Below are 25,126 nucleotides of genomic sequence, written 5' to 3'. Positions count from 1 at the left end.
ATGTCAGTAGTCCGGTGGCCTTTCTCCCACCATCACCTTGAGGGTCAGCTTCTGCTCCTTGCGCACCACCGCCACCTCTATGGTGGTGCCGGGCTTGGTTTCAGCCACCAGGTCCATGGCTTCCAGGCCGTTGCGGATGGGCTTGCCATCGATACCGACAATAAGATCCCCCACCTTGATACCCCCTTTGGCTGCCGGCGAGTCCTTGTCCACGGCGGTGATCAGCGGCGGCTGGGTCATGATGGGGACCCTCGGCTGCTGGTAGTTGACCCCGAAATAGCCCCGGATCACCCGGCCGTTTTCCACCAGTTCCTTGAGGATCTTGGCGGCCAGGGTGTAGGGAATGGCAAAGCTGATGCCGGGCACGTCCACCCGCTGCGACAGGTGGAAAAGGGCGGTGTTGATACCCACCAGTACCCCGTTGGTATTGACCAGGGCGCCACCGGAGTTGCCGGCGTTGATGGCGGCATCGGTCTGCAGGAAGTCCTGGTAGCCGGTGGAGCTCATGCCGGAGCGGCCGGTGGCGGAAATGATGCCCTGGGTGATGGTCTGGCCGATGTTGTAGGGATTGCCTATGGCCAGTACCAGATCCCCCACCTGGGCTTCGTTATGGGTGTCCTGGGGGATAACCGGCAGGTTGTCCAGATCCACCTGCAGTACTGCCAGGTCGGTCAGTGGGTCAGTGCCCACTAACTCTGCGTAGGAAACCCGGCCGTCCTGCAGTGCCACCACTATCTGGTCGGCATCGTCGATGACGTGGTAGTTGGTGAGGATATGGCCCTTGGCGGTCATGATCACTCCAGAGCCCAGGCCCTTGATGGTGCCTCGCTGCTCATAGAGGTTGGTGCCGGCGTTGCTGACCGAGTAGATGTTGACTACGGCCGGGGCGGCCCGGCGCACCGCCGTGGAGAAAGACAGGATCGGCGGGAAGTTGTCTTCCTTGCGGAACAGGCTCTGGGTCTGGTCCTGGGACTGGCGCAATGTGGGGAAGAAGGTGAGCAGCAGGGCCGCAAGGATCAACCCCAGAAGTATCGCTTTGCCCACGTCTTTGAAAAGGCGCCCCATCAACCCAGCCTGTCAGTCGAATAAAGAGCGAGCATAGCAGGTTTACCCAGGCAGCAAAAAGGGGCCTGGCGGCCCCTTTACATTCAGATACACAGTGTTAGCGGATCACCAGGTAGAGGCTGGTGCGGCCACGGATGATGTTCAATGCCAGCACACCGCCGTCACCGTTGCTGTCGAGGATCTTCTCGAGATCCTTGACCGTCTTCACCCGCTGGCGGTTGACGCCGACGATGATGTCACCCTGTTCCAGGCCGGTGTAGGCAGCAGGGGAGCGCTCAGCCACCTTGGTGACCTTGATGCCCTTGCTGTCGTTCTCGAACTCGGCACCGTCCAGGCGCGGATGCAGGGCTTCACCGGCGGCTTCTTTGGCGTCGGACTGGCCGGTCAGGGTGACGGTGACGGTTTTCTCGTCGCCGTCGCGAACCAGGCCCAGTTTGACCTTGGCCCCTTCACCCAGAGTGGCCACCTTGGCGCGCAGTTCGCCGAAGCTCTTCACCGCCTTGCCGTCGATATGGGTGACGATGTCACCGGCCTTGATCCCGGCCTTATCGGCAGCGGAGTCTTCCAGCACCTGGGAAACAAAGGCCCCTTGGCCGGACTTGTAGCCCATGGCCTTGGCCAGCTCATGGGTCAGCTCGCCGCCCATGATGCCCAGGTAGCCCCGACGCACTTCACCGTGGTCGACTATCTGCTTGACCAGGTTCTTCATCATGTTGACCGGGATGGCAAAGCCGATACCGATGTTGCCGCCGTTGGGGCCGATGATGGCGGTGTTGATGCCGATCAGCTCGCCACGGAGGTTGACCAGGGCGCCACCGGAGTTACCTCTGTTGATGGCGGCATCGGTCTGGATGAAGTTTTCCAGGTTTTCCACCTGCAGGTCGCTGCGGCCCAAGGCCGAGACGATGCCTGAGGTAACGGTCTGGCCCAGGCCAAGGGGGTTGCCGATGGCCACCGCAAAGTCACCGACCCGCAGTTCGTCGGAGTCGGCCTGTTGGATCTGGGTCAGGCCGTCGGCCTCGATCTGCAGCAGGGCGATGTCCACGTCCTTGTCGGCGCCAATCTTCTTGGCCTTAAAGGTGCGGCCGTCGGTCAGGCTGACTTCAATCTTGTCGGCCTCGTCCACCACGTGGTTGTTGGTGACCACATAGCCGTTCTTGGCGTCGATGATGACACCTGAGCCCAGGCCTTCGAAGGGCTGCTCCCGGGTTTGTTCCTGGGGGGCATTGGGGCCGAAGAAGAAGCGGAAAGCATCGGGGATCCGCTGGCGCGACACATGGGTGCCGGCCACGTTGATGCTGACCACAGCCGGGGTTACTTGCTCCAGCATGGGGGCCAGGCTGGGCATTTCCTGGCCGGCCACGTTGCCCGGCAGGGCAGCCTGAGCCGGCAGGGTAGCGAGGGAAGCGGAACCCAACAGGGCCGCAGACACAAGGATAGAGAGAGGCTTCATTCGTACTGAATCTCCTAAAAATACAAAGGCTGTTTCAGTCTTGGCTCAATCACTGACCTTGGGAGATGTTAAAAAGTTCCAGATTTATTTCTTGATAAGGCCATGACGCTCATGGGAATAGTCCCGTGGCGGCTCGGTAAGCAGGTCAAGCTGTTGCTCGGGTTCCGGCTCCTCGGTATAGCGCAGGGACAACACGTCGGCGTCCAGGCTCAGCAGGGTGCCGGCACCTTCGCTGACATGACGGGCCAGGCGGTCGTAGTCCTTGGCCAACTGCTTCATCATCTCGGCACTCTCTTCGAAGTGGTCCTTGACGTCTTCCTTGTACTGTTCCAAATCCAGCTGGGTCTGCTCCAGTTCCTGGCGCAGTTTATCCTCTCCCAGGGGGGTGGTGCCCCGCAGGCGGCCTATCACCAGGCCCACTACGATGCCCACGACGAAACAAATTGCGTAATTGATGATGGACATTGCCACTCCCGTCCTTAAGTTCTGTTTCCAATATACCTGCAAGCCAGGGTCCGTGGTACCATGCCCGCCCTCATTTTGGCCCTGAAGAGACCCTGATCCGATGACTCCCTGGCAGCGCTATCAAGCGGACTTGGCCCGCCCGGAATTCATGCATGACGCCGCGCAGGAGCATGCCGTAAGGCAACTGCAACGCCTCTATGATGACTTCTGCGCTCGGGAAACCCAGCCGGCGTCCGGGCTCAAGGGGTTGTGGAATCGGGTGCGCAAGGCCCCCAGGGCCAAGGTCCAGGGGATCTACTTCTGGGGTGGGGTCGGTAGGGGTAAAACCTACCTGGTGGACACCTTCTTCGAGTGCCTGCCCACCGAGCGTAAGCTGCGCGCCCACTTCCACCGCTTCATGCACCGGGTGCACCAGGAGCTGAAAGTCTTCAAGGGTGAGACTGATCCCTTGCTGAAGATCGCCGACAAAATTGCCGGCGAGGCGGACATCATCTGCTTCGACGAATTCTTCGTCTCCGACATTACCGATGCCATGCTGCTGGGCACACTGTTCGAGGCCCTATTCGAGCGCGGCATCATACTGGTGGCCACCTCCAACATCGTGCCGGACGAGCTGTACCGCAACGGCCTGCAGCGGGCCCGCTTCTTGCCGGCCATCGCCCTTATCAAGGCCAACTGCGACGTGGTCAACGTCGACTCCGGCATCGATTACCGGCTCCGTACCCTGGAACAGGCCAAGCTATTTCATTATCCCTGTGACCAGCAGGGCCGGGACCAGCTGCAAAGCTACCTGGGGCAGTTGGCCACCGAGCCGGCCCGTCAAGACGTTACCCTGGAAGTGGAAGGGCGGCCCATCGCCGCCCTGGCCGAGGCTGACGGGGTGCTGCTTATCGACTTTGCCGCCCTCTGTGATGGCCCCCGCAGCCAGGCCGACTACATGGAGCTGGCCCGCCTTTACCATTCGGTGCTGGTCAGCGACGTGTTCCAGATGGGCGCCAACAAGGAAGACGTGGCCCGCCGTTTTATCGCCATGGTGGACGAGTTCTACGAGCGGGGCGTCAAGCTCATCATGCTGGCCGAGGTGGACATGTTCAGTCTCTACGCCGGCGAGCGGCTGCAGTTCGAGTTCCAACGCTGCCTGTCGCGCCTGCAGGAAATGCAATCCAAGGAATATCTCGCCAGACCCCACAAGCCCTGAGGTTGGCCGAAAATTGGACGTGACCTCGCGGATTTACATGCGTATAATCCGCGCAGCCCCACGTTACAACCTGCCCAATGAGGGCAGCGCATATGTCACCCGCCAACATTCGAAGGGATGTCGTGGCAGGTTTTGCACATGGTGCGGGCACTGAACAGCCCGCACGGGTATGTAACAATACGAAATTGGGTTAACTTGATGAAAACTTTCGTAGCTAAGCCAGAAACCGTAAAACGTGACTGGTATGTGGTTGACGCCGAAGGCAAAACCTTGGGCCGTATCGCCACTGAAATCGCCACGCGCCTGCGCGGCAAGCACAAGCCTGAATACACTCCTCACGTTGACACCGGCGACTACATCGTCGTTATCAACGCTGAGAAAGTCGTTGTGACCGGTGCCAAATCCAAAGACAAGATGTACCACGCTCACTCCGGTTTCCCGGGTGGTCTGAAGTCCATCAGCTTCGAAAAGCTGCAAGCCAAGAAGCCGGAAATGATCATCGAAGCGGCCGTTAAAGGCATGCTGCCACGTGGTCCGCTGGGTCGTGCCATGTTCCGTAAGCTGAAGGTTTTTGCCGGTGCTGAGCACAAGCACACTGCACAGCAACCTCAGGTCCTTGACATCTAATACGGAATTCGAGAAATGGCAGACAATCAATACTACGGCACTGGCCGTCGCAAAAGCTCCACCGCTCGTGTCTTCATCAAACAAGGCACCGGTTCCATCACCATCAACAAGCGCACTCTGGAAGAGTACTTCGGTCGCGAAACTGCCCGCATGGTAGTTCGTCAGCCGCTGGAGCTGGTTGAGATGACCGAGAAGCTGGACCTGTACATCACCGTTTCTGGCGGTGGTATCTCCGGTCAAGCTGGCGCCATCCGCCACGGCATCACCCGTGCCCTGATGGAATACGACGAGTCTCTGCGTCCGGCCCTGCGTAAAGCTGGCTTCGTGACCCGTGATGCTCGTGAAGTTGAGCGTAAGAAAGTCGGTCTGCGTAAAGCACGCCGTCGTCCTCAGTTCTCCAAGCGTTAATACGCTTCTGGACTGGAAAAAGCCCGGCACTGCCGGGCTTTTTTATGCCTGCTCTCCAGCCCTCGAAAAAAGCGTTTTCCTTGTTTTTTTTGAGGTTTTTTTTTATGCTTTAGGCGATTTTATAACCTGAATCCAGGTCCCCTCGACAAGGAAAGCAGCACCCACTTGCCCGGGAGATCTTGTGAGCCGAAGGCCGCGAGACTATATAAAAACGGCGCGGCTATCGTTCCACATACGGAGAACAATGGATGAGCAATGCGCCTGTAGATACCGGTCGACGCCGGTTTCTGACTTGGACCACTGCTGTAGTGGGTGCAGTCGGGGCCGGTTATGCAGCAGTCCCTTTTATCGCCTCCTGGAATCCCAGCGCCAAAGCCAAGATAGCCGGCGCTCCTGTGCAAGTGGACATCTCCAAGCTCGAAACCGGCCAGCTGATCCTGGTCAAATGGCGTGGCAAGCCGGTTTGGGTGGTCAAACGTAGCCAGGAAGTACTGGATAACCTGGGCAAGCACGACGACAAGCTGCGCGACCCGGGGTCTGACGAAGGGCAGCAGCCCGACTACGCCAAGAATCCGACCCGCTCAATCAAACCCGAGATCTTCCTGGCGGTGGGTATTTGTACCCACTTGGGCTGTTCCCCCACCTACCTCAAGGGTGACTTTGCCCAGCAGGTGGAAGGCATCAACTACGGCTTCTTCTGCCCCTGCCACGGCTCCACCTACGATATGGCCGGCCGGGTCTTCCAGAATGTACCGGCGCCGCTGAACCTGGTGGTTCCCAACCACTACTATGTGGATGAAACCACCATACTGGTGGGCCTGAACGAAGGGGAGGCCACCGCATGAACAAGCTGATCGCCTGGATAGATGCCCGCATCCCCATGACGGCGACTTGGGACAAGCACGTCGGCAAGTATCCCGCGCCCAAGAACTTCAACTTCTGGTATTTCTTTGGGTCTCTGGCCATGTTGGTGCTGGTAAACCAGATCCTCACCGGCATCTGGCTGACCATGAACTACAACCCCAGTGCCGAAGGGGCCTTTGCCTCCGTCGAATACATCATGCGGGACGTGGATTACGGCTGGTTGCTGCGCTACCTGCACTCCACCGGCGCCTCGGCCTTCTTTATCGTGGTCTACCTGCACATGTTCCGGGGCCTGATGTATGGCTCCTACCAAAAGCCCAGGGAGCTGCTGTGGATCTTCGGCATGCTCATTTTCCTGTGCCTGATGGCCGAGGCCTTCATGGGCTACCTGCTGCCCTGGGGCCAGATGTCCTACTGGGGGGCCCAGGTCATTATATCCCTGTTCGGTGCCATCCCGGTGATAGGGGACGACCTGACCCTGTGGATCCGTGGTGACTACGTGATCAGTGGCGCCACCCTCAATCGCTTCTTCGCCCTGCACGTCATAGCCCTGCCGCTGGTGCTGGTGGTGCTGGTGTTCCTGCACATCATCGCCCTGCATGAAGTGGGCTCCAACAACCCGGATGGTATCGAGATCAAGAAGAACAAGGACGAGAACGGCTGGCCCAAGGACGGCATTCCCTTCCACCCTTACTACACCGTCAAGGACATAGTGGGTGTGGCCGGTTTCCTGTTGCTGTTCTGCTACGTCATCTTCTTTATGCCGGAGGGGGGCGGGTATTTCCTGGAGCCGCCCAACTTCGAACCGGCAGACCCCCTGAAGACCCCGGAGCACATAGCGCCGGTCTGGTACTTCACCCCCTTCTATGCCATTTTGCGGGCGGTGCCGGACAAACTGTTTGGGGTTATCGCCATGTTTGCGGCGATCATCTTCCTGTTCCTGCTGCCTTGGTTTGACCGCTGCAAGGTGCGCTCCATCCGCTACCGCAGCGGCCTGCACAAGTTCAACCTGGCCCAGTTTGCCGCCTCCTTCTGTATCCTCGGCTACCTGGGGGCACAGCCGGCCACACCCGTGCATACCCTGATCGCCCAGATCTGCTCTTTCACCTACTTTGGCTACTTCGGGCTACTGTGGCTCTACAGCAAGAACGAGAAAACCAAGCCGGTTCCAGAGAGGGTGACATTCAAATGAGACAGTTACTGATCGCATGCCTGCTGATGTTGCCCAACCTGGTGCTGGCCGCAGGCGGCCACCAAGTGCACCTGGACAAGGCCGATTATGACCTTACCGACCAGGCCTCCTTACAGCGTGGGGCCCGGATGTTCATGAACTACTGCCTGGGTTGCCACCAGATGCAGTACCAACGTTACGTCCGTAGCGCCGACGATCTGGGTATCCCCCATGACCTGATGGAAGAAAACTTGATTTTCACCGGGGCAAAAATCGGCGATCATATCCGCAATGCCATGCCCGCCGAGCAGGCGGCCAACTGGTTTGGTAAAGTACCCCCTGATCTGACCCTGGTGGCCAGGGTCCGAGGGCCGGATTGGATATACACCTATCTGCGTTCCTTCTATGTGGACGAGACCCGTCCCTGGGGAGTGAACAACGAGGTATTTAAAGATGTGGGCATGCCGCATGTCCTGCAGGAATTGCAGGGGGTGCCGCGCAAGGTCTACGAAACCCGTCTGGTGGACGGCGAAGAGAAGCAGGTTTACGCCGGCATTAAAGCCGACGGTACCGGAGAGCTGAGCGAAGAAGAATATGACAAGGCCGTTCTGGATCTCGTCAACTTCCTCGTGTATACCGGAGAGCCGATGCGCCTGGAGGCCGAAAGCATCGGCTGGAAGGTGCTGGTATTCTTAGCCATCTTCTTTGTGATTGCCTACTTCTTGAAGAAAGAATACTGGCGCGACGTTCACTAAGGACATTCCCACAGCAATGGGGGCGGGTGCCTCCATTGCTGTTTTTGCGTTTATTTCTGGAGGCTTAAGATGGCGTTAGCAGCCAACAAACGCTCTGTGATGACTCTTTTTGGTGGCAGTGCCGACATGTACAGCCACCAGGTTCGTATCGTGCTGGCCGAGAAAGGCGTGACCTACGACATCGTTGAAGTCGATCCGAGCAACCCGCCGGAAGATCTGGTGGAGCTCAACCCCTACGTCAGCGTACCGACCCTGGTTGACCGTGAAGTCACCCTGTTCCGTGCCAACATCATCAACGAGTACCTGGACGAGCGCTTCCCGCACCCGCCGCTGATGCCGGTTTACCCTGTGCTGCGCGGCAATGCCCGCCAGACCATGTACCGTATCGAGAAAGACTGGTACGAACTGGCCGAGCGCATCGCCAAGGGTGAGAAAGCCGCCGAGGCCCGCCAGGAGCTGCGTGAAGGCCTGTTGGCCCTGGGCCCGCTCTTTGCCGACACCCCCTACTTCCTCAGCGAAGAATTCGGCCTGGTGGACTGTGTACTTGCCCCGTTGCTGTGGCGTCTCAACCACCTGGGTATCGAGCTCAGTGGCCGTGGTGCCAAAGAGATCCGCACCTACATGGCGCGTATTTTTGAGCGTGAGTCCTTCCAGGCGTCCCTGTCCGACTTCGAGCGGGAGCTGGGCCATGGCGCCTGAGCGCCTGCTCAAGCCCTGCCGGCCGCACCTGCTGCGGGCCTATTATGAGTGGTTGCTGGAAAACGACCTGACCCCGCACCTGGTGGTGGATGCCACCCAGGACGGGGTCGAGGTGCCCCTGGAACACGTGCGTGACGGACAGATCGTCCTGAACGTCGGGCCCAGTGCGGTAGGGCAGCTGAGCCTTGGCAACAACGACATCGTCTTCAGCGCCCGCTTCGGCGGCGTACCGCGCCGGGTGGTTGTGCCCCTGGCGGCGGCCTTGGCGATCTATGCCCGTGAAAACGGTACCGGTACCGTCTTCGAGGACGAGCCCTACTACGAGGCCCTGCGCGAAGGCAAAGTGGCCTTGGAAGGGGACAACCCGGACGACGATCCAGAGCCGCCCAAACCGGGCAAAAAGGCGCCTTTCCTGAAAGTCGTCAAATAAAAAACCGGCCATTGGCCGGTTTTTTATTTGGGCAAATCCTTAGCGGTATTGGAACACTTTCACCACCCGGCTCACACCGGGGACGTTGCGGGCGACCTCAGTGGCCATGTTACCTTCCTCGTGGCTGACCATACCCATCAGGAACACCTCGGAGTTTTCGGTGACCACCTTGATGGCGGAGGAATCCACATCGGCACCGAACAGTTTGCTTTTGACCACGGAGGTCAGCCAGGTGTCGTGGGTACGGGTGGACAGGCGGGTAGGGGTCATCAGGCGGATCTGGTTGTTGACCTTGCGCACCCCTTGGATCTTCTGGGTCTCGCTGAGGATCTTGGCGCGCAGGGCTTCCCCTGGCGCCTGGCCTATCAGCAACACCTCGCCGTTGATGGACACGGCATTGACGTGGGTCTTGGTGCGCAGCTCCGGGTCGCTGCTGATAACGCCGGTGATCTTCAGCTCGATGTTTTCGTCGTCAATGTAGGCGCCGACGGTACGCCTGTCGTTGGCCACGGCAGCGGTGCCAGCGGCACCGGCCACCAGGGCAGCGGCACAACCTTGCAACAGCAGGGTTGCCATCAGGCCGGCCATCATTACAGCATTTCTCATGATCAGTCTTCCTGGCTAAAAAGGGTGGAATCGATGGCGTCGCACAGGGCGTGCAGCACCAGTAGGTGCATTTCCAGGGTCCGGGCCGGGCGGTAGCCGGGCACGCGGATCTCCACGTCCCCAGGGCCCAGCAAACCGGCCATTTCACCGCCGTCCATACCGGTCAGGGCCAATATGGTCATATCGCGGGACAGGGCCGCTTCCATTGCCTTAATGAGGTTACGGGAATTACCTGACGTGGAGATGACCAGCAGCACATCCCCGGCCTGGCCAAGGGCCCGTACTTCCTTGCTGAATACTTCGTTGAAGCTGTCATCGTTGCTGACCGCCGTCAGCATGCCGCTGCCGGCCCCAAGGGCCAGGGCGGGCAGGCTGGGGCGCTCGGTTTCGAACCTGTGTACCAGCAGGCTGGCCAAGTGCTGGGCCTGCAGGGCGCTGCCGCCGTTGCCGCAGGCCAGGATCTTGTTGCCGGCCAACAGGCAGTTGACCAGCATCATGGCCCCCTGGGTAATGGCGTCCGGCAGGGCTTCACTGGCCACTATCTTGGTTTGGATGCTTTCGGTGAAGCTGTCTTTAATCCTGTCCAGCATGAATACTCCGCTAACTGGCAAAGGCTCCTTTTATCCACAGCGGAGCCTGATCGCCTTCATAAATCACAACATCAAAGCGGCACTGGCAGTCCCACTCGTTCAGGCCCTGCTCGGCCAGGAAACGGCGGGCACTTTGCCAAAGCCTGGCTTGTTGGGCCGCCGACAAGGCATGGCTGGCACCGCCATGGCTGACATTGGCGCGGTACTTGACCTCGATAAAGACCCAGCAGACGCCATCACGCATCACCAGGTCCAACTCACCGCCCCGGTAGCGTACGTTACGGGCGGCGGGCTGGAGGCCGTGCTTCTTTAGCCAGCGTTCGGCGTCCTGTTCAAAATGCCGCCCCTTGGCTGTCCGGCTCGGGAAGAGACGGAATGGCATGGTCATGTACCTCGGTGTTGCCCTTTTTGATGGTCACCCAGTTGGTACGGCGGTAGATGACCCCGTTGCTGTCCACACCTATGCTGCCGGAGATGCCCTGCACTGGCTCGGCCCCTTCGACCCGCAGTGCCGCCATGCGCGGCAACAAGCGGGCCGCATCATAGCCCATGGCGAACAGCCGTTCCAAGGCGGAAGGCCATTGGGGGCGCTGCTTGGTCAGCAATTGGCGCATGGCCAGGGCCGGCCCCTGCTGGCTGACGAAATAGGGCATTTCCGAGAAGCTCAGACCGTTGAAATCCCTAAGCCCGGCCGGGTTTTCCAGATCCGGATGACCTCGGGAGGAGGTATAGGCGGCGATAGGCTCGGCAAAGGGACTGATGGTGACGTCGATAAAGGCTTTCATCAGCCCCACTTCTTCGCTTTCACCCAACAGGTAAAGGAAGTCTACGTCGCGGCGGGAGCGTGCCTCGGCTTCCAGGCGGCGGCCCAGTATGTCCTGCACCTGGCGGATGCGGGCCTTGGAGTCCTCAATCTTGAGCACATCGCGGATCCCTGCCTCCAACTGCTGGCGGTTGGCGAACAGGCGCATGTCTACCGGTTCGCTATGGCCGTATTGGCGCCAGCGTTCGATAAAGGCCTGGGCCTGGCGGGCGTTGGTGCTGCCGTCCAGGCCGATCAGCAGCGGATGGCGGGCGTTGCGCTGCACTGCTTCTTCTGCGGCTTGGGCGGCTTCGTCTTCAGGGGCCAGGGCGAAGTAGAAATTGTCGGCAAAGCCGGGCCTGAACACCCGGTTCAGGGCCAACCAGGGCACGTCGACGGCGCTGCTTTGTTGCAGGGCCTCGATTTGTGGCCTGAGCAGGGGGCCCACCAGCATGTCGGCGCCTTGGGCCTTGGCGGCCTGCCAGGCGGCCAGGGCGTCGTTGGCGCTGTCCAGGATGATCAACTGCGCCTGCTGGCCGCTGTCGAGCCAGGCTGCCACCACGCCGTCCCGCACCGCTTTGCCCTGGGCGGCGAAGTTACCGGTCAGGGGCAGCAGCAGCGCCACCTTGGTGGGTTGGTAATCGGTGATCTGGGTCAGCTGCTCTACCGGCTGGGGCAGGTAACGGGCCGGCAGGCTGCCGGCGTAGGTCTGCTGCCAGCTGGCGATGGCCTCTTTCAGGGCCTGGCCACGTTTTTCCCGGGTCAGCTCTTTGAGGGTCAACCAGGGGGCCCAACTGGTGTCCAGCTTGTCGGCGTCGGCCTGGGGCAGCAGGCTCCAGATCCGGTCTACCACCCGCAGTTTCAGAACCTGGTCGTCGCTGGCCTGGGCCAGGCCGGCCAGGGCCTGCAACTGGGCTTCTACGTCCCCGGACAGCTCGGCCAGGCGGGAGCTTAGGCGCAGCCGTTGGGGCTCGAAGTCCCGGGGTAGGGGATTTTCCAGTTGGCGGGCGGCCAGGTCGTAATCTTCCCTGGCCATGGCCGACTCGGCGCTCAGCAGGCGCAATGCAGCCTGGGCTTCAGGCAAGGTCAGGCGACCCCCAAGGGCTTTGAGCACGTCGTCCACCCGGGCCCAATCATTGCTTTGGGCGTAAGCGCGCCCGGCCTGGAGCTGCCACAGCAGCTTGGCGTTGCCTTCGGCTTGGCGGGCCTTGTCGAGGTAATCGCTGGCCTTGAGGTAAACGGGGCTGGAAAGCCTTTCGCTCCAATTGTCCTTTTGTGCGGTGCCGGCACAGCTGCTCAGCACCAATGCCAGACACAGCAGGCCTGCGCTCCGTGTTAGAATCCTGGTCATTTACCGTCAAGTCCTCGCTGAAACTGTGCCTAGTGTATGCGAGGGGCCATAGCGACACAAACAGAGGGCCCACTCCTGTGAATCAAGCCAAAGGCACCCTTTATATCGTCCCCACGCCCCTGGGTAACTTGGGGGATATCAGCCAACGTGCCCTGAACGTGCTGGGGGAGGTGGCCCTTATTTGTGCCGAAGATACCCGCCATACCGGTCAGCTGCTGCACCATTTTTCCATCCGTACCCCTACCCAGTCCCTGCACGACCACAACGAGAAGCAAAAGGCGGCCTTTATTCTCGGCAAGTTGGAAGGGGGGCTGAACGTGGCTTTGGTGTCTGACGCCGGTACGCCGCTGATCTCCGACCCTGGCTATACCCTGGTCAGCCTCTGCCGGGAAGCGGGCATCAAAGTGGTACCCCTGCCTGGTCCCTGCGCCGCCATCGCCGCCTTGTCGGCATCGGGCCTGCCCACCGACCGCTTTGCCTTTGAAGGTTTCCTGCCGGCCAAGCAGGGGGCCCGAGTCACCGAACTGGAAGCGTTGAGCGAAGAACCCCGCACCCTGGTGTTCTACGAGGCGCCCCGGCGCATCCTCGACACCCTGGCGGACATGGAAAGCGTGTTCGGCCCAGAGCGACAAGTGGTGCTGGCCAAGGAACTGACCAAGACCTTCGAGACCATTCATGGGGCCAGCATCGCCGAGCTCCAGGCCTGGCTTAAGGAAGACAGCGATCGCCAGAAGGGCGAGATGGTGCTGATGGTGGCCCCGGCCCCCAAGACCGATGCCCTGCCCAAGGCCGCTGTTACCCTCTTTATGGCCTTGGCCCAGGACCTGCCCCGCAAGAAGGCCGCCACTCTGGTAGCAGAGGCTTTTGATCTCAAGAAGAACGCCCTTTACAACCTGGGACTGGAGGGCTGAGCCCGGCCCAGGTATACTGCGCGTCCGCAGAGTCGGCCGGACGGCTGCTGCCCACCTCGGTGGGGGGAGGAAAGTCCGGGCTCCATAGGGCAGGGTGCCAGGTAACGCCTGGGCGGCGCAAGCCGACGACCAGTGCAACAGAGAGTAGACCGCCGATGGCCCATCGCAAGATGGTGCACAGGTAAGGGTGAAAGGGTGCGGTAAGAGCGCACCGCGCGGCTGGCAACAGTTCGTGGCACGGTAAACTCCACCCGGAGCAAGACCAAATAGGCCCCCAATACGCGCGGCCCGCGCGGGGGGCGGGTAGGTTGCTTGAGCCAGTGAGCGATTGCTGGCCTAGACGAATGGCCGTTCAAGACAGAACCCGGCTTACAGGCCGGCTCTGCGGACTTTATTTCGAATAAGAGAGCCGTCTTTGGACGGCTTTTTTATTTTGGGGCGGTGAGTGAAACCACCTCTGGTGGCTCATCCATCCAGAGACTCGCGCTTACCCGCGCCCCAGCAGTGCTTGGACTTCGGGGTTCGCCCCGGCTTACAGGCCGGCTCTGCGGACTCATCAAATAAATAGGCCGCCAACAGGCGGCTTATTTATTGCCGTTTTTATTGCCGTTGGCCCGTCGGCGGTGATGTGGGGTGACCAGGGTGGGACTGATTACCACTCTTCCCCACCCCGGTTGGGGAAATGTTCATTTAACGGGCGTTCAGCCCTGGTAGGCAATCTGGCTACAGCCCTTAAACCACTTGCTTTTCAGCGCCTTGTAAAATGGCTGTAGGCCGCGTCACAACTGGCTTTTCCCTTGCTTGACAAGCTTGAAGACCACCCCCTAGACTTGGCAGCGTGGGAAATTGTGGGAAATTGTGGTTAAAATTGCTAACCCAAGGGAATAAGAACGATGTTTCGTGGAGCCAGCGAAGTGAGCCTCGACAGCAAGGGTCGGCTCGCGATACCCAAACGGTATCGCGACCAGCTTATTGCTGATTGCGACGGCCAACTGGTCTGCACCATCGACATCCACCAGCCTTGTCTACTGCTTTACCCCCTGGCGGAATGGGAAGTCATCGAGCGTAAGCTCAGCCGCCTGTCTTCCATGAAACCTGCCGAGCGTCGCATGCAGCGCATGCTGCTTGGCCACGCCACTGAATTGGAACTGGATAACCAGGGCCGGGTCCTCGTGACCGGGCCTTTGCGCAATCATGCCGGCCTGGACGGCAAGGTGATGCTGGTGGGCCAGTTCAACAAATTTGAAATTTGGTCGGATACGGCCTGGCAAGCACAGATCGCCGCCGACATGGCAGCCATCGAAGACGGCGAGCTAGAGCTGACCGACGCCTTGAAGGATTTTTCACTGTGACCGAACACGTCAGCGTACTGCTCAATGAAAGTATCGAGGCTCTGGCCATAAAGCCGGACGGCCTGTACGTGGACGGTACCTTCGGCCGGGGAGGCCATTCCCGCGCCATCCTGGCCAAGCTGGGCGCCAATGGCCGCCTGGTGTCCATCGACCGTGACCCGGCCGCCATCGCCGAGGCTAAAACCATCAGCGACCCGCGCTTTACCATAGTGCAGGGGCCCTTTTCCGGGCTGGCCGGCTACCTGGACGAGCTGGGGCTGAGCGGCAAGGTGGACGGTCTGTTGCTGGACCTGGGGGTTTCTTCCCCGCAGCTGGACGACGCCGAGCGCGGCTTTAGCTTTATGCGAGACGGGCCGCTGGATATGCGCATGGACCCCACCAGCGGCGAAAGCGCCGCCGACTGGCTTAACCGCGCCGACGCCGACGACATCGCCTTTGTGCTGAAAACCTTCGGTGAAGAGCGCTTTGCCCGGCGTATCGCCCGGGCCATAGTCGAGCGCCGTGCCCTGGCGCCCTTAAGCCGCACCGCCGAACTGGCCGATCTTATTGCCAAGGCCGCTCCTGTTAAGGAAAAGCACAAGCATCCGGCGACCCGCTCCTTTCAGGCCATCCGCATCTATGTCAACAGCGAGCTAGACGAGGTGAAAACCGCCCTGGATGGTGCCCTCAAGGTGCTGGCTACCGGCGGCCGGCTGGCGGTGATCAGCTTTCACAGCCTGGAAGACAGGCTGGTCAAACAGTTTATCCGTGCCCAGGAAAAGGGCCCAGAGCTGCCCCCCGGCCTGCCGGTAACCCAGGACCAGCTCAAGCACCACAAAAAACTCAAGGCGGTGGGCAAGGCCATTTTCCCCGGTGAGGAAGAAACCCAGGTCAATCCCAGGGCCCGCAGTTCGGTGCTGCGGGTAGCCGAGCGCACCGAGGCCGCATATGGCTGATCGCCAACCCAAGCTGGTTGAGATCATCCTGGCGGAAGTGTGGCAGTCCAAGTGGCTGCTTTTGCTCTTTTTTGCGGTCATCGCCTCGGCATTTGCCGTGGTCTTCTTGGCCCAGAGCAACCGGCTGCTCACCGCCCACAAAGAGCAGCTGATGGTAGAGCGGGAAAACCTGGACGTGGAATGGCGCCACCTCAATTTGGAGGAAGGGGCCCTGGGTGAACACAGCCGGGTTGAAGGCATTGCCCGCCGGGAATTGGACATGAAGCGGGTTTCCCGCACCGACGAGAAGGTCATAGAGCTCAAATGAGCAGGCACGCACGTAACCGCGTCAAGCCCGGCGTCATCAACTGGCGCCACTTGTTCGCCATCGTCCTGATGGGCGCCGTCTTCACGGCGCTGGTGGTGCGTGCTGCCTATATCCAAGTCATCTCCCCCGACCGTCTGCGCCAGCAGGGGGACCTGCGTTCACTGCGGGTCACCTCTACCCAGGTACCAAGGGGCATCATCACCGACCGTAACGGCGAGGAGCTGGCGGTGTCGGTGCCGGTGGATGCCATCTACGCCGACCCCAAGGTGGTACTGGAAAAAGGCGGCCTGCAGGACAAACGCCGTTGGCAGGCCCTGGCGGAAGTGCTGGGGGGCGATGCCAAGGAACTGATGGGTAAGATCAGCGCCGACCCCAAGCGCCGCTTTGTCTACCTGCAGCGCCAGGTCACCCCGGCCATGGCCCACTACGTCAAGGCCCTGAAGATCCCCGGTATCGGCCTCAAGCGCGAATCCAAACGCTACTACCCCACAGGGGAAGTGGATGCCCACCTGATCGGTTTCACCAACATCGACGACCATGGCCTGGAAGGCATAGAGCGCACCTATGACGACCTGCTGACCGGCCTGCCCGGCAAACGCCAGGTACGCAAGGACGGCCTTGGCCGGGTGGTGGAGTCCCTCGGTACCCTGCAGGTGGCGGAAAAGCCCCAGGACATCCAGCTCACCATAGACCAGCGCATTCAGGCCCTGGCCTATCGGGAGCTGAAAAAGACGGTCAACTATTTCGAAGCCACCAGCGGTTCGGTGGTGGTGGTGGACGTAGCCACGGGGGAAGTGCTGGCCATGGCCAATGTGCCCTCCTACAACCCCAATAACCGCAGTGACGTCAAAACCTATCAGCTGCGCAACCGTGCCATTACCGACGTCTTCGAACCCGGCTCCACCGCCAAACCCCTGGCCATGATGGCGGCCCTGGACGCCGGCGCCGTCAAGCCTGACCAGAAGATTGACACCAATCCGGGCTGGATGCGCCTGGGTGGCCGCCGGGTCAAGGACCATCGCAACCTGGGGGTCATAGACCTCACCACCATTATCGAGAAGTCCTCCAACATGGGCATCGCCAAGCTGGCCCTGTCCATTTCCAAAGACGAGCTGCTGGGCACCTTCACCAAGTTTGGCTTCGGCTCCGAAACCGGTATCGACCTGGTGGGCGAGTCCAGCGGCATCTTCAAATACGACAGGCCGCGCTGGTCCGAATTCGAACTGGCCACCCTGGCCTTTGGCTATTCCATCAGCGTGACCCCGGTGCAGCTGGCCCGTGCCTACGCCACTCTGGGTAACGAAGGCCGGCGCCTGCCCCTGTCCATCATCAAGGGCCTGCCCCAGCCTACCGCCGAGCAGGTGGTCAAGCCCAAGGTGGCCAGGGAAGTGCTGCACATGATGGAGTCGGTGGTGAGGCCAGGCGGTACCGCCACAGTCGCGGCCGTACCGGGCTACCGGGTAGCGGGCAAGACCGGCACCGCCCGCAAGGCGGTGGCCGGTGGCTACGGCAATGAATATGTGGCCAGCTTTGCCGGGGTTGCCCCGGTGTCCAACCCCAAGTTGGCCATAGTTGTGATGATCAACGAACCCAGCGGTGACCAGTATTACGGCTCGGAAGTGGCAGCGCCGGTGTTCTCGAGCGTTATGGGCGGTGCCCTATCGCTGCTCAATGTGATGCCGGACGCCATTACCCCGGACATGCGGGTTGCCGCAGTGGATAAGGAGGTGCCTCGTGGTTAATTGGCATCTGAACCAACTGCTGTCGCCCTGGTGCGATATCGACGCCGACACCCCAGTCCAATCCCTGGTGTTGGACTCCCGCAAGGCCGGCCCCGGCAGCCTGTTTGTGGCCATTCCCGGCCACCAGGTGGACGGCCGCGACTTTATCGACAATGCACTGGCCCAAGGGGCCAGTGCAGTACTGGCCGAAGGGGATAGCCTGGCCCTGGTCTGGCGCGACTCGGTGCCCCTGGTCACCCTGCCGGATCTGCGGCGCCGGCTGTCGGCCATCGCCTGGCGTTTTGTGGGGGAACCGGCCATAGCCCCGGTAGGCATTACCGGCACTAACGGCAAGACCACCACCTCCCAGTTGCTGGCCCAGTTGTGCGACAAGTTGGGTCAACCCAGCGGCATTATCGGCACCCTGGGTACCGGCCGTTTCGGCGCCCTGGCGGCGGGCCTCAATACCACCCCGGACGCCGTTAGCGTGGCCACCACCTTGGCCCAGCTGCACCAACAGGGCTGTGAGCTGGCCGCCATGGAAGTGTCCAGCCATGCCCTGACCCAGGGGCGGGTCAGCGCTGTGCCCTTCAAAGTGGCGGTGTTTACCAACCTCAGCCGCGACCATCTGGATTACCACGGTACCCTGGGGGCCTATGCCGCCGCCAAGGCGCAACTCTTTGACTGGCCCACCCTGAGCGCCTCGGTGATCAACGCCGATGACGAGCTGGGTGAGGCCTGGCTGCGCGAGCGCAAAGGCCGCCAGCACACCATCGCCTATAGCCTGTCACCCCTGGATGCCGGCATCGCCGACCAGGTGCTTTATGTGACCCAGGTCCGCCCCCATCTGGGCGGAGTGCGGGCCAAGGTGCTGGGCAGTTTCGGTGAAGCCGAGCTGGCCTCGCCGCTGCTGGGCATCTTCAACCTGTCCAACCTGTTGGCGGCCATCGCCGCCGGCCTGGCCCTGGGGCTGGATCTGCAGTCCCTGTGCGCCGCCGCCACCACGGTCAAGCCGGTGACCGGGCGGATGCAGGCCTTTGAACGGCCCGGCCGGCCCCAGGTGGTGGTGGACTATGCCCATACCCCGGATGCTTTGGAAGCGGCCCTGACCGCCCTGCGCCCCCATACCAAGGGCAAATTGTGGTGTGTGTTCGGCTGTGGCGGCGACCGGGATCCGGGCAAGCGTCCGCTGATGACACAAGCGGTCAATAAATGCGCCGATGTCGGGGTGATCACCGCCGATAATCCGCGCTCAGAAGGGGTTATGGACATCATTCAGCAGATGTTGGCCGGTAAGGATTATGGTGACGCCATGCAAGTGGTGGCCGACCGCCGGGACGCCATCCGCCAAGCCATCATGCAGGCCGCTCCCCAGGATGTGGTGCTCATCGCCGGTAAGGGCCATGAGGACTACCAGGAGATCCGGGGCCAGCGTCTGCCCTTCAGTGATATCGAGGAAGTTCAGCGCGTGCTGGACGAGGAGGCGTCATGCTGAAAATGCCCCTGTCAGAAGTCGCACTGGTGCTGGAAGGCCAACTGCTTGGCCAGGATCTGGTCATAGACCGCATCAGCACCGACACCCGAAACCTTTGCGGCGGCGAGTTGTTTATCGCCCTCAAGGGTGAGCGTTTCGACGCCCATGATTTTATCGAAAATGCCCACCAGGCCGCCGCCCTGCTGGTCAGCCGCCCGGTAGACAGCGCCCAGCCGCAGATCCTGGTCAAGGACACCCGCCTGGCCTTGGGTCGCCTGGGCCAGTACATCAAGGAAAAGGTCGCTCCCAAGAGCGCCGCCCTGACCGGCTCTTGCGGCAAGACCACGGTCAAGGAAATGCTGGCCGCCATCCTGGCCCTCAAAGGGCCGGTGCTGGCCACCAAAGGCAACTTCAACAACGACATCGGCGTACCCCTGACCCTGCTGCGCCTGGAGCCGAGCCACCAGTACGGCGTCTTCGAGCTGGGTGCCAACCACGAAGGGGAGATCGCCTACACCGCCTCCCTGGTCCAGGCCGATGTGGCCCTGGTCAACAACGTGGCCCCGACCCACCTGCAGGGTTTTGGCACCCTGGCCGGCATAGCCCGGGCCAAGGGCGAGATCTACGGCCCTCTGGCCAAGAATGGGGTGGCGGTGGTCAACCTGGACGACGACTTTGCCCCCGACTGGCTGGCCCAGCTCAAGGACAAAGAGGTACTGACCTTCGGTTTCAAGGCCGGGGCCGACATCAGCGCCACCGATATCCAAGACAGCCTGGACGCCGGTAGCCGCTTTACCCTCAAGCTCAAAGACCAGCAGTTGGCGGTGACCATGCCGCTGCCGGGGCTGCACAACGTCAACAATGCCATGGCCGCTGCCGCCTGCGCCCTGGCGTTGGGGGTGGACGGGGCTACCATCGTCGCCGGCCTGGCTCAGGTTCAACCTGTGCCCGGTCGCCTCAATATCCGTACCCTTGGTCGCAAAGATCGCTTGATCGACGACACCTACAACGCCTCGGTCGGGGCGGTGCGGGCCGCCATAGACACCCTAAGCCGTTACCAAGGCCGCCGGGTGCTGGTCCTTGGGGATCTGGGCGAACTGGGGGAGAGAGCCCGGCACTACCACGCTGAACTGGGCCATTACGCCAAGGCAGCGGGGATCGACAACCTTTTCACCTTGGGCGTACTGAGCCAAGCGGCGAGTGACGCCTTCGGCCTGGGAGCCGGGCATTACGACAATAGAGAGGCGCTGGTCAGCAGCCTCGTGCAGGCCTTGGCAGACGAAGCAGCCGAGGTCAGCATTCTGGTGAAAGGAGCGCGAAGTTCGCGTATGGAATTGGTTGTGGATTTGATTGCGGCAAGCCGACTGGCTGCCCCACAGGGGATGGCATGTTAGTCTGGCTCGCCGAATACCTTACCCAGTACATTTCTGGGTTCAACGTCTTTTCTTACCTGACCTTCAGGGCCATCTTGAGTGCCCTGACCGCGCTGTTGCTGTCGGTCTACATGGGGCCGCGCCTGATCAAGGCCCTGGTCAGGCTGCAAGTGGGCCAAACGGTCCGCGACGATGGCCCCCAGTCGCACCTGTCCAAGTCCGGTACCCCCACCATGGGCGGTATCATGATCCTGCTGTCGGTGTCCATCGCCGGCCTGCTGTGGGCGGATCTCTCCAACAGCTATGTGTGGGTGGTGCTGTTCGTGCTGCTGTCCTACGGCATCATCGGCTTCGTGGACGACTACCGCAAAGTGGTGCGCAAGGACCCCAAAGGCCTTATCGCCCGCTGGAAGTATTTTTGGCAGTCGGTGATTGCCTTGGCGGTGGCGGTGTTCCTCTATATCCAGGCCAAGCCTGAAGAAACCCAGCTGGTGCTGCCCTTCCTCAAGGACGTGATGCCCCAGCTCGGGCTCTTCTACATCATCCTGACCTATTTCGTGATGGTGGGGACCTCCAACGCGGTCAACCTTACCGACGGCTTGGACGGCCTGGCCATCATGCCCACCGTTATGGTGGCAGCGGCCTTTGCCCTCATTGCCTACCTCACCGGTAACGTCAACTTCGCCGCCTACCTGCATATTCCCTATGTGCCCCAGGCTTCGGAGCTGGTGATCCTCTGCACCGCCCTGGTGGGCGCCGGCTTGGGTTTTCTCTGGTTCAACACTTACCCGGCCCAGGTCTTTATGGGCGACGTGGGCTCCCTGGCCCTGGGCGGCACCCTTGGCATCATCGCCGTGCTGGTGCGCCAGGAGATCCTGCTGGTGATCATGGGCGGCGTCTTCGTGATGGAGACGGTGTCGGTGATTTTGCAGGTGGGGTCCTACAAACTGCGGGGCCAGCGGATCTTCCGCATGGCGCCTATCCACCACCATTTTGAACTCAAAGGCTGGCCTGAGCCCAGGGTGATAGTCCGTTTCTGGATCATCTCCCTGATCCTGGTGCTGATCGGCCTGGCAACCCTGAAGGTGCGGTAATGATTGGCGTAGTGGGTTTAGGACTGAGCGGTATCGCCACTATCCGTTGGCTCCTCGAGCGGGGCATAGCGGTGCACGCCTTCGATACCCGTGAGGCCCCCCCGGGCCTCAAAGAGCTGCCGGAAGGGGTGCAGGCCACCCTGGGCCCCCTGGACAGGTACAAGCTGTCCAAGTGCCATTCCCTGGTGCTGAGCCCGGGCCTGTCCAAAGACTTGCCGGCCATCAAGGATGCCGGTGTCGAAGTGATAGGGGACGTGGAACTCTTTGCCCGGGTCAACCGGGCACCGGTGGTGGCCATCACCGGTTCCAACGGCAAGAGCACCGTCACCAGCCTGGTGGGCGATATGGCCCGCAAGGCCGGCATCCGCGTGGCCGTGGGTGGCAACATCGGGGTGCCGGTGCTGGCCTTGCCGGCCAATGCCGCCCTCTATGTGCTGGAGCTGTCGAGCTTCCAACTGGAAACCACCGAAAGCCTTAAGCCGGTGGCCGCCACCATCCTCAACCTGAGCCCGGATCATCTGGACAGGTACGGCGGCATGGCGGAGTACGGCGCAGCCAAACACCGTATCTACGACGGTGCCAAGGTCTGCGTCTACAACAGTGACGACGCCGCCACCAGCCCGGCAGGGGAAGGGGTCAGTTTCGGTAGCCAGGGGGATTTCCACCTCAGCGACGGCTGGTTGATGCATGGCGAGGAGCAGCTGCTCAAAGCCAGCGACGTACGCCTGTTGGGGCGCCACAACCATTACAACGCCCTGGCGGCCCTGGCCCTTGGCAAGGCCGCCAACATTCCCATGAGTGCCATGCTCGACAGCCTGCGCAGCTATCCCGGTTTGCCCCACCGCTGTGAAAGCGTGGCGGTCAAGGACGGGGTGCGCTACGTCAACGACTCCAAGGCCACCAACCTGGGGTCCACCGAAGCGGCCCTGGACGGCTTTGCCGACCTGGAAGGGGACATCATTCTGCTGGCCGGTGGTGACGCCAAAGGTGCCGACCTGAACCCCCTCAAGGCCAAGATGGGCAAGGTCAGGGAGCTGATCTGCTTTGGCAAAGACGCCCAGGCCCTGGCGGCCCTTAGCGAGCACAGCCACCAGGTGGACAACCTGGATCAGGCCCTGCCGTTGGCGGCCAGCCTGGCCAAGGCCGGCGACCTAGTGCTGTTGTCACCGGCCTGCGCCAGCCTGGATCAGTTCCAGAACTTTGAAGCCCGGGGCCAGCGCTTTCGGGAACTGGTGGAGGCCCTATGATAGCGGCCTTGCGCGAACGCTTCTTTGCCGAAAAGGCGCCCCAGACGGCCCTTTACGACAAGCCGTTGCTGATGGTGATCTTCTCACTGATGGCGTTCGGCTGGGTGATGATAGCGTCCGCGTCCATGCCAGAGGCCACCCGCCTGACCGGCAACCCTTTCTATATCATCAACAAGGAAACCATCTTTGTGGTGGGGGCCCTGGTATTGGCGGTGATCACCTTGCAGGTCCCCATCCATGTCTGGGCCCGTTACAACGGCTACCTGCTGCTGTTGGCCCTGGGGCTGCTGCTGGCGGTGCTGGTGGTGGGGCGCAATGTCAATGGCGCCACCCGCTGGATAGCCTTTGGTCCCATCAACCTGCAGGCGGCGGAACCGGCCAAGCTGTTCCTCTTTGCCTACCTGGCCGGTTACCTGGTGCGTCGCCACCAGGAAGTGCGTGAAAACCTGGTGGGTTTCTTGAAGCCCCTTGGCGTGTTCTTCCTGATGGCGCTGTTCCTGCTGGCCCAGCCCGATCTCGGTACCGTGGTGGTGATGCTGGTCACCACCCTTGGCCTGTTGTTCCTGGCCGGGGCCAGGGTTTGGCAGTTTATCGGCATGATCATCATGGGGGTTGCCGCCCTGGTGCTGCTGATCGTCATGGAGCCCTACCGCATGAAGCGGGTGACCGGCTTCCTCGACCCCTGGGCCGACCCCTTCGGTACCGGCTACCAGCTGACCCAATCGCTGATGGCCTTTGGCCGGGGCGGCCTGACCGGCCAGGGCCTGGGCAACTCCATCCTCAAGATGGAGTACCTGCCGGAAGCCCATACCGACTTCATCATGGCGGTGGTGGCCGAAGAGCTGGGCTTTTTGGCCATAGTGGCGCTGATGGCGGTCATCTTCTGGGTGGTGCTGCGGGCGCTGCGCATCGGCCGGGACGCCATGGCCAACGAACGGTTTTTCGAAGGCTTCTTTGCCTACGCCATCGCCATCTGGGTTGCCTTCCAGACGGCGGTGAACCTGGGGGTGGCCGCCGGCGCCTTCCCCACCAAGGGCCTGACCATGCCCCTGGTCAGCTACGGGGGCTCGAGCCTCTGGATCATGACCATAGCCCTGATGGTGCTGGTCCGTATCGATCACGAAGGCCGCCTTGCCGGCCAGCAAGCCAGCGGAGGCCGGTCATGAAACGTCTGATGGTAATGGCGGGTGGCACCGGCGGCCATATCTTCCCGGCCCTGGCCGTGGCCCAACAGCTGCAGAAAGAAGGCTGGCTGGTGGATTGGCTGGGCACGCCGCACCGTATGGAAGCGGACATAGTACCCAGGTACGATATCCCCCTGCATTTCGTGGACATCCAAGGGGTGCGTGGCAACGGCCTCAAGCGCCTGCTGGTCACCCCCTTCAAGCTGGTGAAAGCCATCTTCGACGCCTGGGTGCTGTTTGGCCGGCTCAAACCCTCAGTGGTGCTGGGTATGGGGGGCTTTGCCGCCGGTCCGGGGGGCATAGCCGCCAAGTTGCGGGGCATTCCTCTGGTGCTCCATGAACAAAACGCCGTTAGCGGTGTCACCAACAGGTACCTGGCCAAGGTGGCCAACCAGGTGCTGCAGGCATTCCCCGGTGCCTTTGACCAGGCGCCTGTGGTGGGTAACCCGATCCGTGAACTGCTGTTCAAGATCAAACGCCAATCCCACCAGGGCCCGCTTCGGGTACTGGTGATAGGGGGCAGCCTGGGCGCCCAGGTCTTTAACGAAGTGCTGCCCAAGGCCTTTGCCAAGGCCCATTGCCCCCTGGATATCTTCCACCAGACCGGCAAGGGCCGCAGCGAAGGGGTGCAGAAACGCTACGACGAGCTGGGCATCAGTGCCCAGGTGTCGGATTTCGTGGACGACATGGCCGCTGCCTATGGCTGGGCGGATCTGGTGATCTGCCGGGCCGGCGCCTTGACGGTGTCCGAGCTGGCCGCCGTGGGCCTGCCCTCCATTTTGGTGCCGCTGCCCAGCGCCGTGGACGATCACCAAACCCAAAACGCCCGTTTCCTGACCGAGCATCAGGGGGGCGTACTGTTGCCCCAGGGCGAGATGACGGTCGAGCGCGTGGCCTCCCTGTTGCGGGAGTGGAGCGACGACCCTGAACAATTGGCGCAGATGGGCATCGCCGCCCAGCGCCAAGCCAAACCAGACGCAACCGAGGCGGTGGCCTCGGTGTGCCGGCAATTGGCCGGCGTAGACAAGAGTGAAAGAGTATGAC

The 25,126-nt window shown here is 61.5% G+C and carries 26 protein-coding genes and 1 other RNA gene; 20 read left to right on the top strand and 7 right to left on the bottom strand.

Features of this window, described 5'->3' with window-relative positions:
* Nucleotides 1-3: 3 nt before the first annotated feature.
* The 3 genes from degS to B3C1_RS19435 all read right to left on the bottom strand — a co-directional run bounded on the left by degS (nt 4) and on the right by B3C1_RS19435 (nt 2,983).
* On the bottom strand, nt 4-1,065 hold the full coding sequence (gene degS, locus B3C1_RS12620) for an outer membrane-stress sensor serine endopeptidase DegS (RefSeq protein ID WP_008485255.1): 1,062 nt from the start codon (nt 1,063-1,065) through the stop codon (nt 4-6).
* 97 nt (nt 1,066-1,162) lie between these two features.
* Nucleotides 1,163-2,518 (bottom strand): Do family serine endopeptidase, encoded by a 1,356-nt coding sequence (locus B3C1_RS12615; protein WP_008485253.1) that lies wholly within the window; start codon nt 2,516-2,518, stop codon nt 1,163-1,165.
* Nucleotides 2,519-2,602: 84 nt separating this feature from the next.
* Complete coding sequence (locus B3C1_RS19435) at nt 2,603-2,983, bottom strand: Z-ring associated ZapG family protein (RefSeq protein WP_008485252.1); 381 nt, start codon at nt 2,981-2,983, stop codon at nt 2,603-2,605.
* 100 nt (nt 2,984-3,083) lie between these two features.
* On the opposite strand from B3C1_RS19435, the gene zapE reads away from it, so the two are divergent.
* From zapE to B3C1_RS12570, 8 genes are all read left to right on the top strand, one after another.
* Nucleotides 3,084-4,181, top strand: coding sequence for a cell division protein ZapE (gene zapE / locus B3C1_RS12605; RefSeq protein ID WP_008485251.1), 1,098 nt, complete (start codon nt 3,084-3,086; stop codon nt 4,179-4,181).
* Between the two features lie 198 nt (nt 4,182-4,379).
* Entirely contained in the window at nt 4,380-4,808 is a 429-nt protein-coding gene (rplM, locus tag B3C1_RS12600) for a 50S ribosomal protein L13 (RefSeq protein ID WP_008485250.1), read from the top strand.
* Between the two features lie 15 nt (nt 4,809-4,823).
* Nucleotides 4,824-5,216 carry a 30S ribosomal protein S9 gene (gene rpsI / locus B3C1_RS12595; RefSeq protein WP_008485249.1) on the top strand — a complete coding sequence of 131 codons (393 nt, stop codon included), beginning with the start codon at nt 4,824-4,826 and terminating at the stop codon, nt 5,214-5,216.
* 248 nt (nt 5,217-5,464) lie between these two features.
* Nucleotides 5,465-6,061, top strand: coding sequence for a ubiquinol-cytochrome c reductase iron-sulfur subunit (gene petA, locus B3C1_RS12590; protein ID WP_008485248.1), 597 nt, complete (start codon nt 5,465-5,467; stop codon nt 6,059-6,061).
* Nucleotides 6,058-7,272 (top strand): cytochrome b, encoded by a 1,215-nt coding sequence (locus B3C1_RS12585; protein WP_008485246.1) that lies wholly within the window; start codon nt 6,058-6,060, stop codon nt 7,270-7,272. The genes petA and B3C1_RS12585 overlap by 4 nt, the downstream gene beginning before the upstream one ends.
* Nucleotides 7,269-8,006 carry a cytochrome c1 gene (locus B3C1_RS12580; RefSeq protein WP_008485245.1) on the top strand — a complete coding sequence of 246 codons (738 nt, stop codon included), beginning with the start codon at nt 7,269-7,271 and terminating at the stop codon, nt 8,004-8,006. Before B3C1_RS12585 ends, B3C1_RS12580 begins: the two co-directional genes overlap by 4 nt.
* Nucleotides 8,007-8,075: 69 nt before the next feature.
* A complete protein-coding gene (sspA, locus tag B3C1_RS12575) occupies nt 8,076-8,705 on the top strand; it encodes a stringent starvation protein SspA (RefSeq protein WP_008485244.1) in 630 nt (209 codons plus the stop codon).
* Nucleotides 8,695-9,135, top strand: a complete 441-nt coding sequence (locus tag B3C1_RS12570; RefSeq protein WP_008485243.1) for a ClpXP protease specificity-enhancing factor — start codon at nt 8,695-8,697, stop codon at nt 9,133-9,135. Before sspA ends, B3C1_RS12570 begins: the two co-directional genes overlap by 11 nt.
* A 39-nt stretch (nt 9,136-9,174) precedes the next feature.
* Here B3C1_RS12570 and dolP read toward each other — a convergent pair whose 3' ends face one another.
* The 4 genes from dolP to B3C1_RS12550 are packed head-to-tail and all read right to left on the bottom strand — an operon-like array spanning nt 9,175 to nt 12,484.
* Nucleotides 9,175-9,741 carry a division/outer membrane stress-associated lipid-binding lipoprotein gene (gene dolP / locus B3C1_RS12565; RefSeq protein WP_192813378.1) on the bottom strand — a complete coding sequence of 189 codons (567 nt, stop codon included), beginning with the start codon at nt 9,739-9,741 and terminating at the stop codon, nt 9,175-9,177.
* Nucleotides 9,742-9,743: 2 nt separating this feature from the next.
* Nucleotides 9,744-10,331, bottom strand: coding sequence for a D-sedoheptulose-7-phosphate isomerase (locus B3C1_RS12560; protein WP_008485241.1), 588 nt, complete (start codon nt 10,329-10,331; stop codon nt 9,744-9,746).
* Nucleotides 10,332-10,341: 10 nt separating this feature from the next.
* Nucleotides 10,342-10,713, bottom strand: coding sequence for a YraN family protein (locus B3C1_RS12555; protein WP_035482088.1), 372 nt, complete (start codon nt 10,711-10,713; stop codon nt 10,342-10,344).
* Nucleotides 10,664-12,484, bottom strand: a complete 1,821-nt coding sequence (locus B3C1_RS12550; RefSeq protein ID WP_083858329.1) for a penicillin-binding protein activator — start codon at nt 12,482-12,484, stop codon at nt 10,664-10,666. Before B3C1_RS12550 ends, B3C1_RS12555 begins: the two co-directional genes overlap by 50 nt.
* 77 nt (nt 12,485-12,561) lie before the next feature.
* On the opposite strand from B3C1_RS12550, the gene rsmI reads away from it, so the two are divergent.
* The 12 genes from rsmI to murG all read left to right on the top strand — a co-directional run bounded on the left by rsmI (nt 12,562) and on the right by murG (nt 25,125).
* Nucleotides 12,562-13,395, top strand: coding sequence for a 16S rRNA (cytidine(1402)-2'-O)-methyltransferase (gene rsmI / locus B3C1_RS12545; protein ID WP_008485234.1), 834 nt, complete (start codon nt 12,562-12,564; stop codon nt 13,393-13,395).
* A gap of 28 nt (nt 13,396-13,423) precedes the next feature.
* Nucleotides 13,424-13,783, top strand: an RNA gene (gene rnpB / locus B3C1_RS19440) — RNase P RNA component class A.
* 505 nt (nt 13,784-14,288) lie between these two features.
* The gene (mraZ, locus tag B3C1_RS12540) at nt 14,289-14,747 is read left to right on the top strand and encodes a division/cell wall cluster transcriptional repressor MraZ (RefSeq protein ID WP_008485233.1); all 459 of its coding nucleotides are present in this window, start codon (nt 14,289-14,291) and stop codon (nt 14,745-14,747) included.
* Complete coding sequence (gene rsmH / locus B3C1_RS12535) at nt 14,744-15,682, top strand: 16S rRNA (cytosine(1402)-N(4))-methyltransferase RsmH (protein WP_008485232.1); 939 nt, start codon at nt 14,744-14,746, stop codon at nt 15,680-15,682. The genes mraZ and rsmH overlap by 4 nt, the downstream gene beginning before the upstream one ends.
* Nucleotides 15,675-15,989 (top strand): cell division protein FtsL, encoded by a 315-nt coding sequence (gene ftsL, locus B3C1_RS12530; RefSeq protein WP_008485231.1) that lies wholly within the window; start codon nt 15,675-15,677, stop codon nt 15,987-15,989. The genes rsmH and ftsL overlap by 8 nt, the downstream gene beginning before the upstream one ends.
* Nucleotides 15,986-17,731, top strand: coding sequence for a peptidoglycan glycosyltransferase FtsI (locus B3C1_RS12525; RefSeq protein ID WP_008485230.1), 1,746 nt, complete (start codon nt 15,986-15,988; stop codon nt 17,729-17,731). The genes ftsL and B3C1_RS12525 overlap by 4 nt, the downstream gene beginning before the upstream one ends.
* A complete protein-coding gene (gene murE / locus B3C1_RS12520) occupies nt 17,724-19,205 on the top strand; it encodes a UDP-N-acetylmuramoyl-L-alanyl-D-glutamate--2,6-diaminopimelate ligase (RefSeq protein WP_008485229.1) in 1,482 nt (493 codons plus the stop codon). The genes B3C1_RS12525 and murE overlap by 8 nt, the downstream gene beginning before the upstream one ends.
* Nucleotides 19,199-20,578: a UDP-N-acetylmuramoyl-tripeptide--D-alanyl-D-alanine ligase gene (locus tag B3C1_RS12515; protein ID WP_008485227.1), complete on the top strand. Its 1,380-nt coding sequence runs from the start codon at nt 19,199-19,201 to the stop codon at nt 20,576-20,578. Before murE ends, B3C1_RS12515 begins: the two co-directional genes overlap by 7 nt.
* The gene (gene mraY / locus B3C1_RS12510) at nt 20,572-21,651 is read left to right on the top strand and encodes a phospho-N-acetylmuramoyl-pentapeptide-transferase (protein ID WP_008485226.1); all 1,080 of its coding nucleotides are present in this window, start codon (nt 20,572-20,574) and stop codon (nt 21,649-21,651) included. Before B3C1_RS12515 ends, mraY begins: the two co-directional genes overlap by 7 nt.
* Nucleotides 21,651-22,898 (top strand): UDP-N-acetylmuramoyl-L-alanine--D-glutamate ligase, encoded by a 1,248-nt coding sequence (gene murD, locus B3C1_RS12505; RefSeq protein ID WP_008485225.1) that lies wholly within the window; start codon nt 21,651-21,653, stop codon nt 22,896-22,898. Before mraY ends, murD begins: the two co-directional genes overlap by 1 nt.
* On the top strand, nt 22,895-24,064 hold the full coding sequence (ftsW, locus tag B3C1_RS12500) for a cell division protein FtsW (protein WP_008485224.1): 1,170 nt from the start codon (nt 22,895-22,897) through the stop codon (nt 24,062-24,064). The genes murD and ftsW overlap by 4 nt, the downstream gene beginning before the upstream one ends.
* Nucleotides 24,061-25,125 carry an undecaprenyldiphospho-muramoylpentapeptide beta-N-acetylglucosaminyltransferase gene (murG, locus tag B3C1_RS12495; RefSeq protein ID WP_008485223.1) on the top strand — a complete coding sequence of 355 codons (1,065 nt, stop codon included), beginning with the start codon at nt 24,061-24,063 and terminating at the stop codon, nt 25,123-25,125. The genes ftsW and murG overlap by 4 nt, the downstream gene beginning before the upstream one ends.
* The last annotated feature ends 1 nt before the right edge of the window (nt 25,126 follow it).

The organism is Gallaecimonas xiamenensis 3-C-1 (assembly GCF_000299915.1).
In the GTDB taxonomy this organism is placed as follows: domain Bacteria; phylum Pseudomonadota; class Gammaproteobacteria; order Enterobacterales; family Gallaecimonadaceae; genus Gallaecimonas; species Gallaecimonas xiamenensis.
This window is presented reverse-complemented; position numbering and strand designations above follow the sequence as displayed.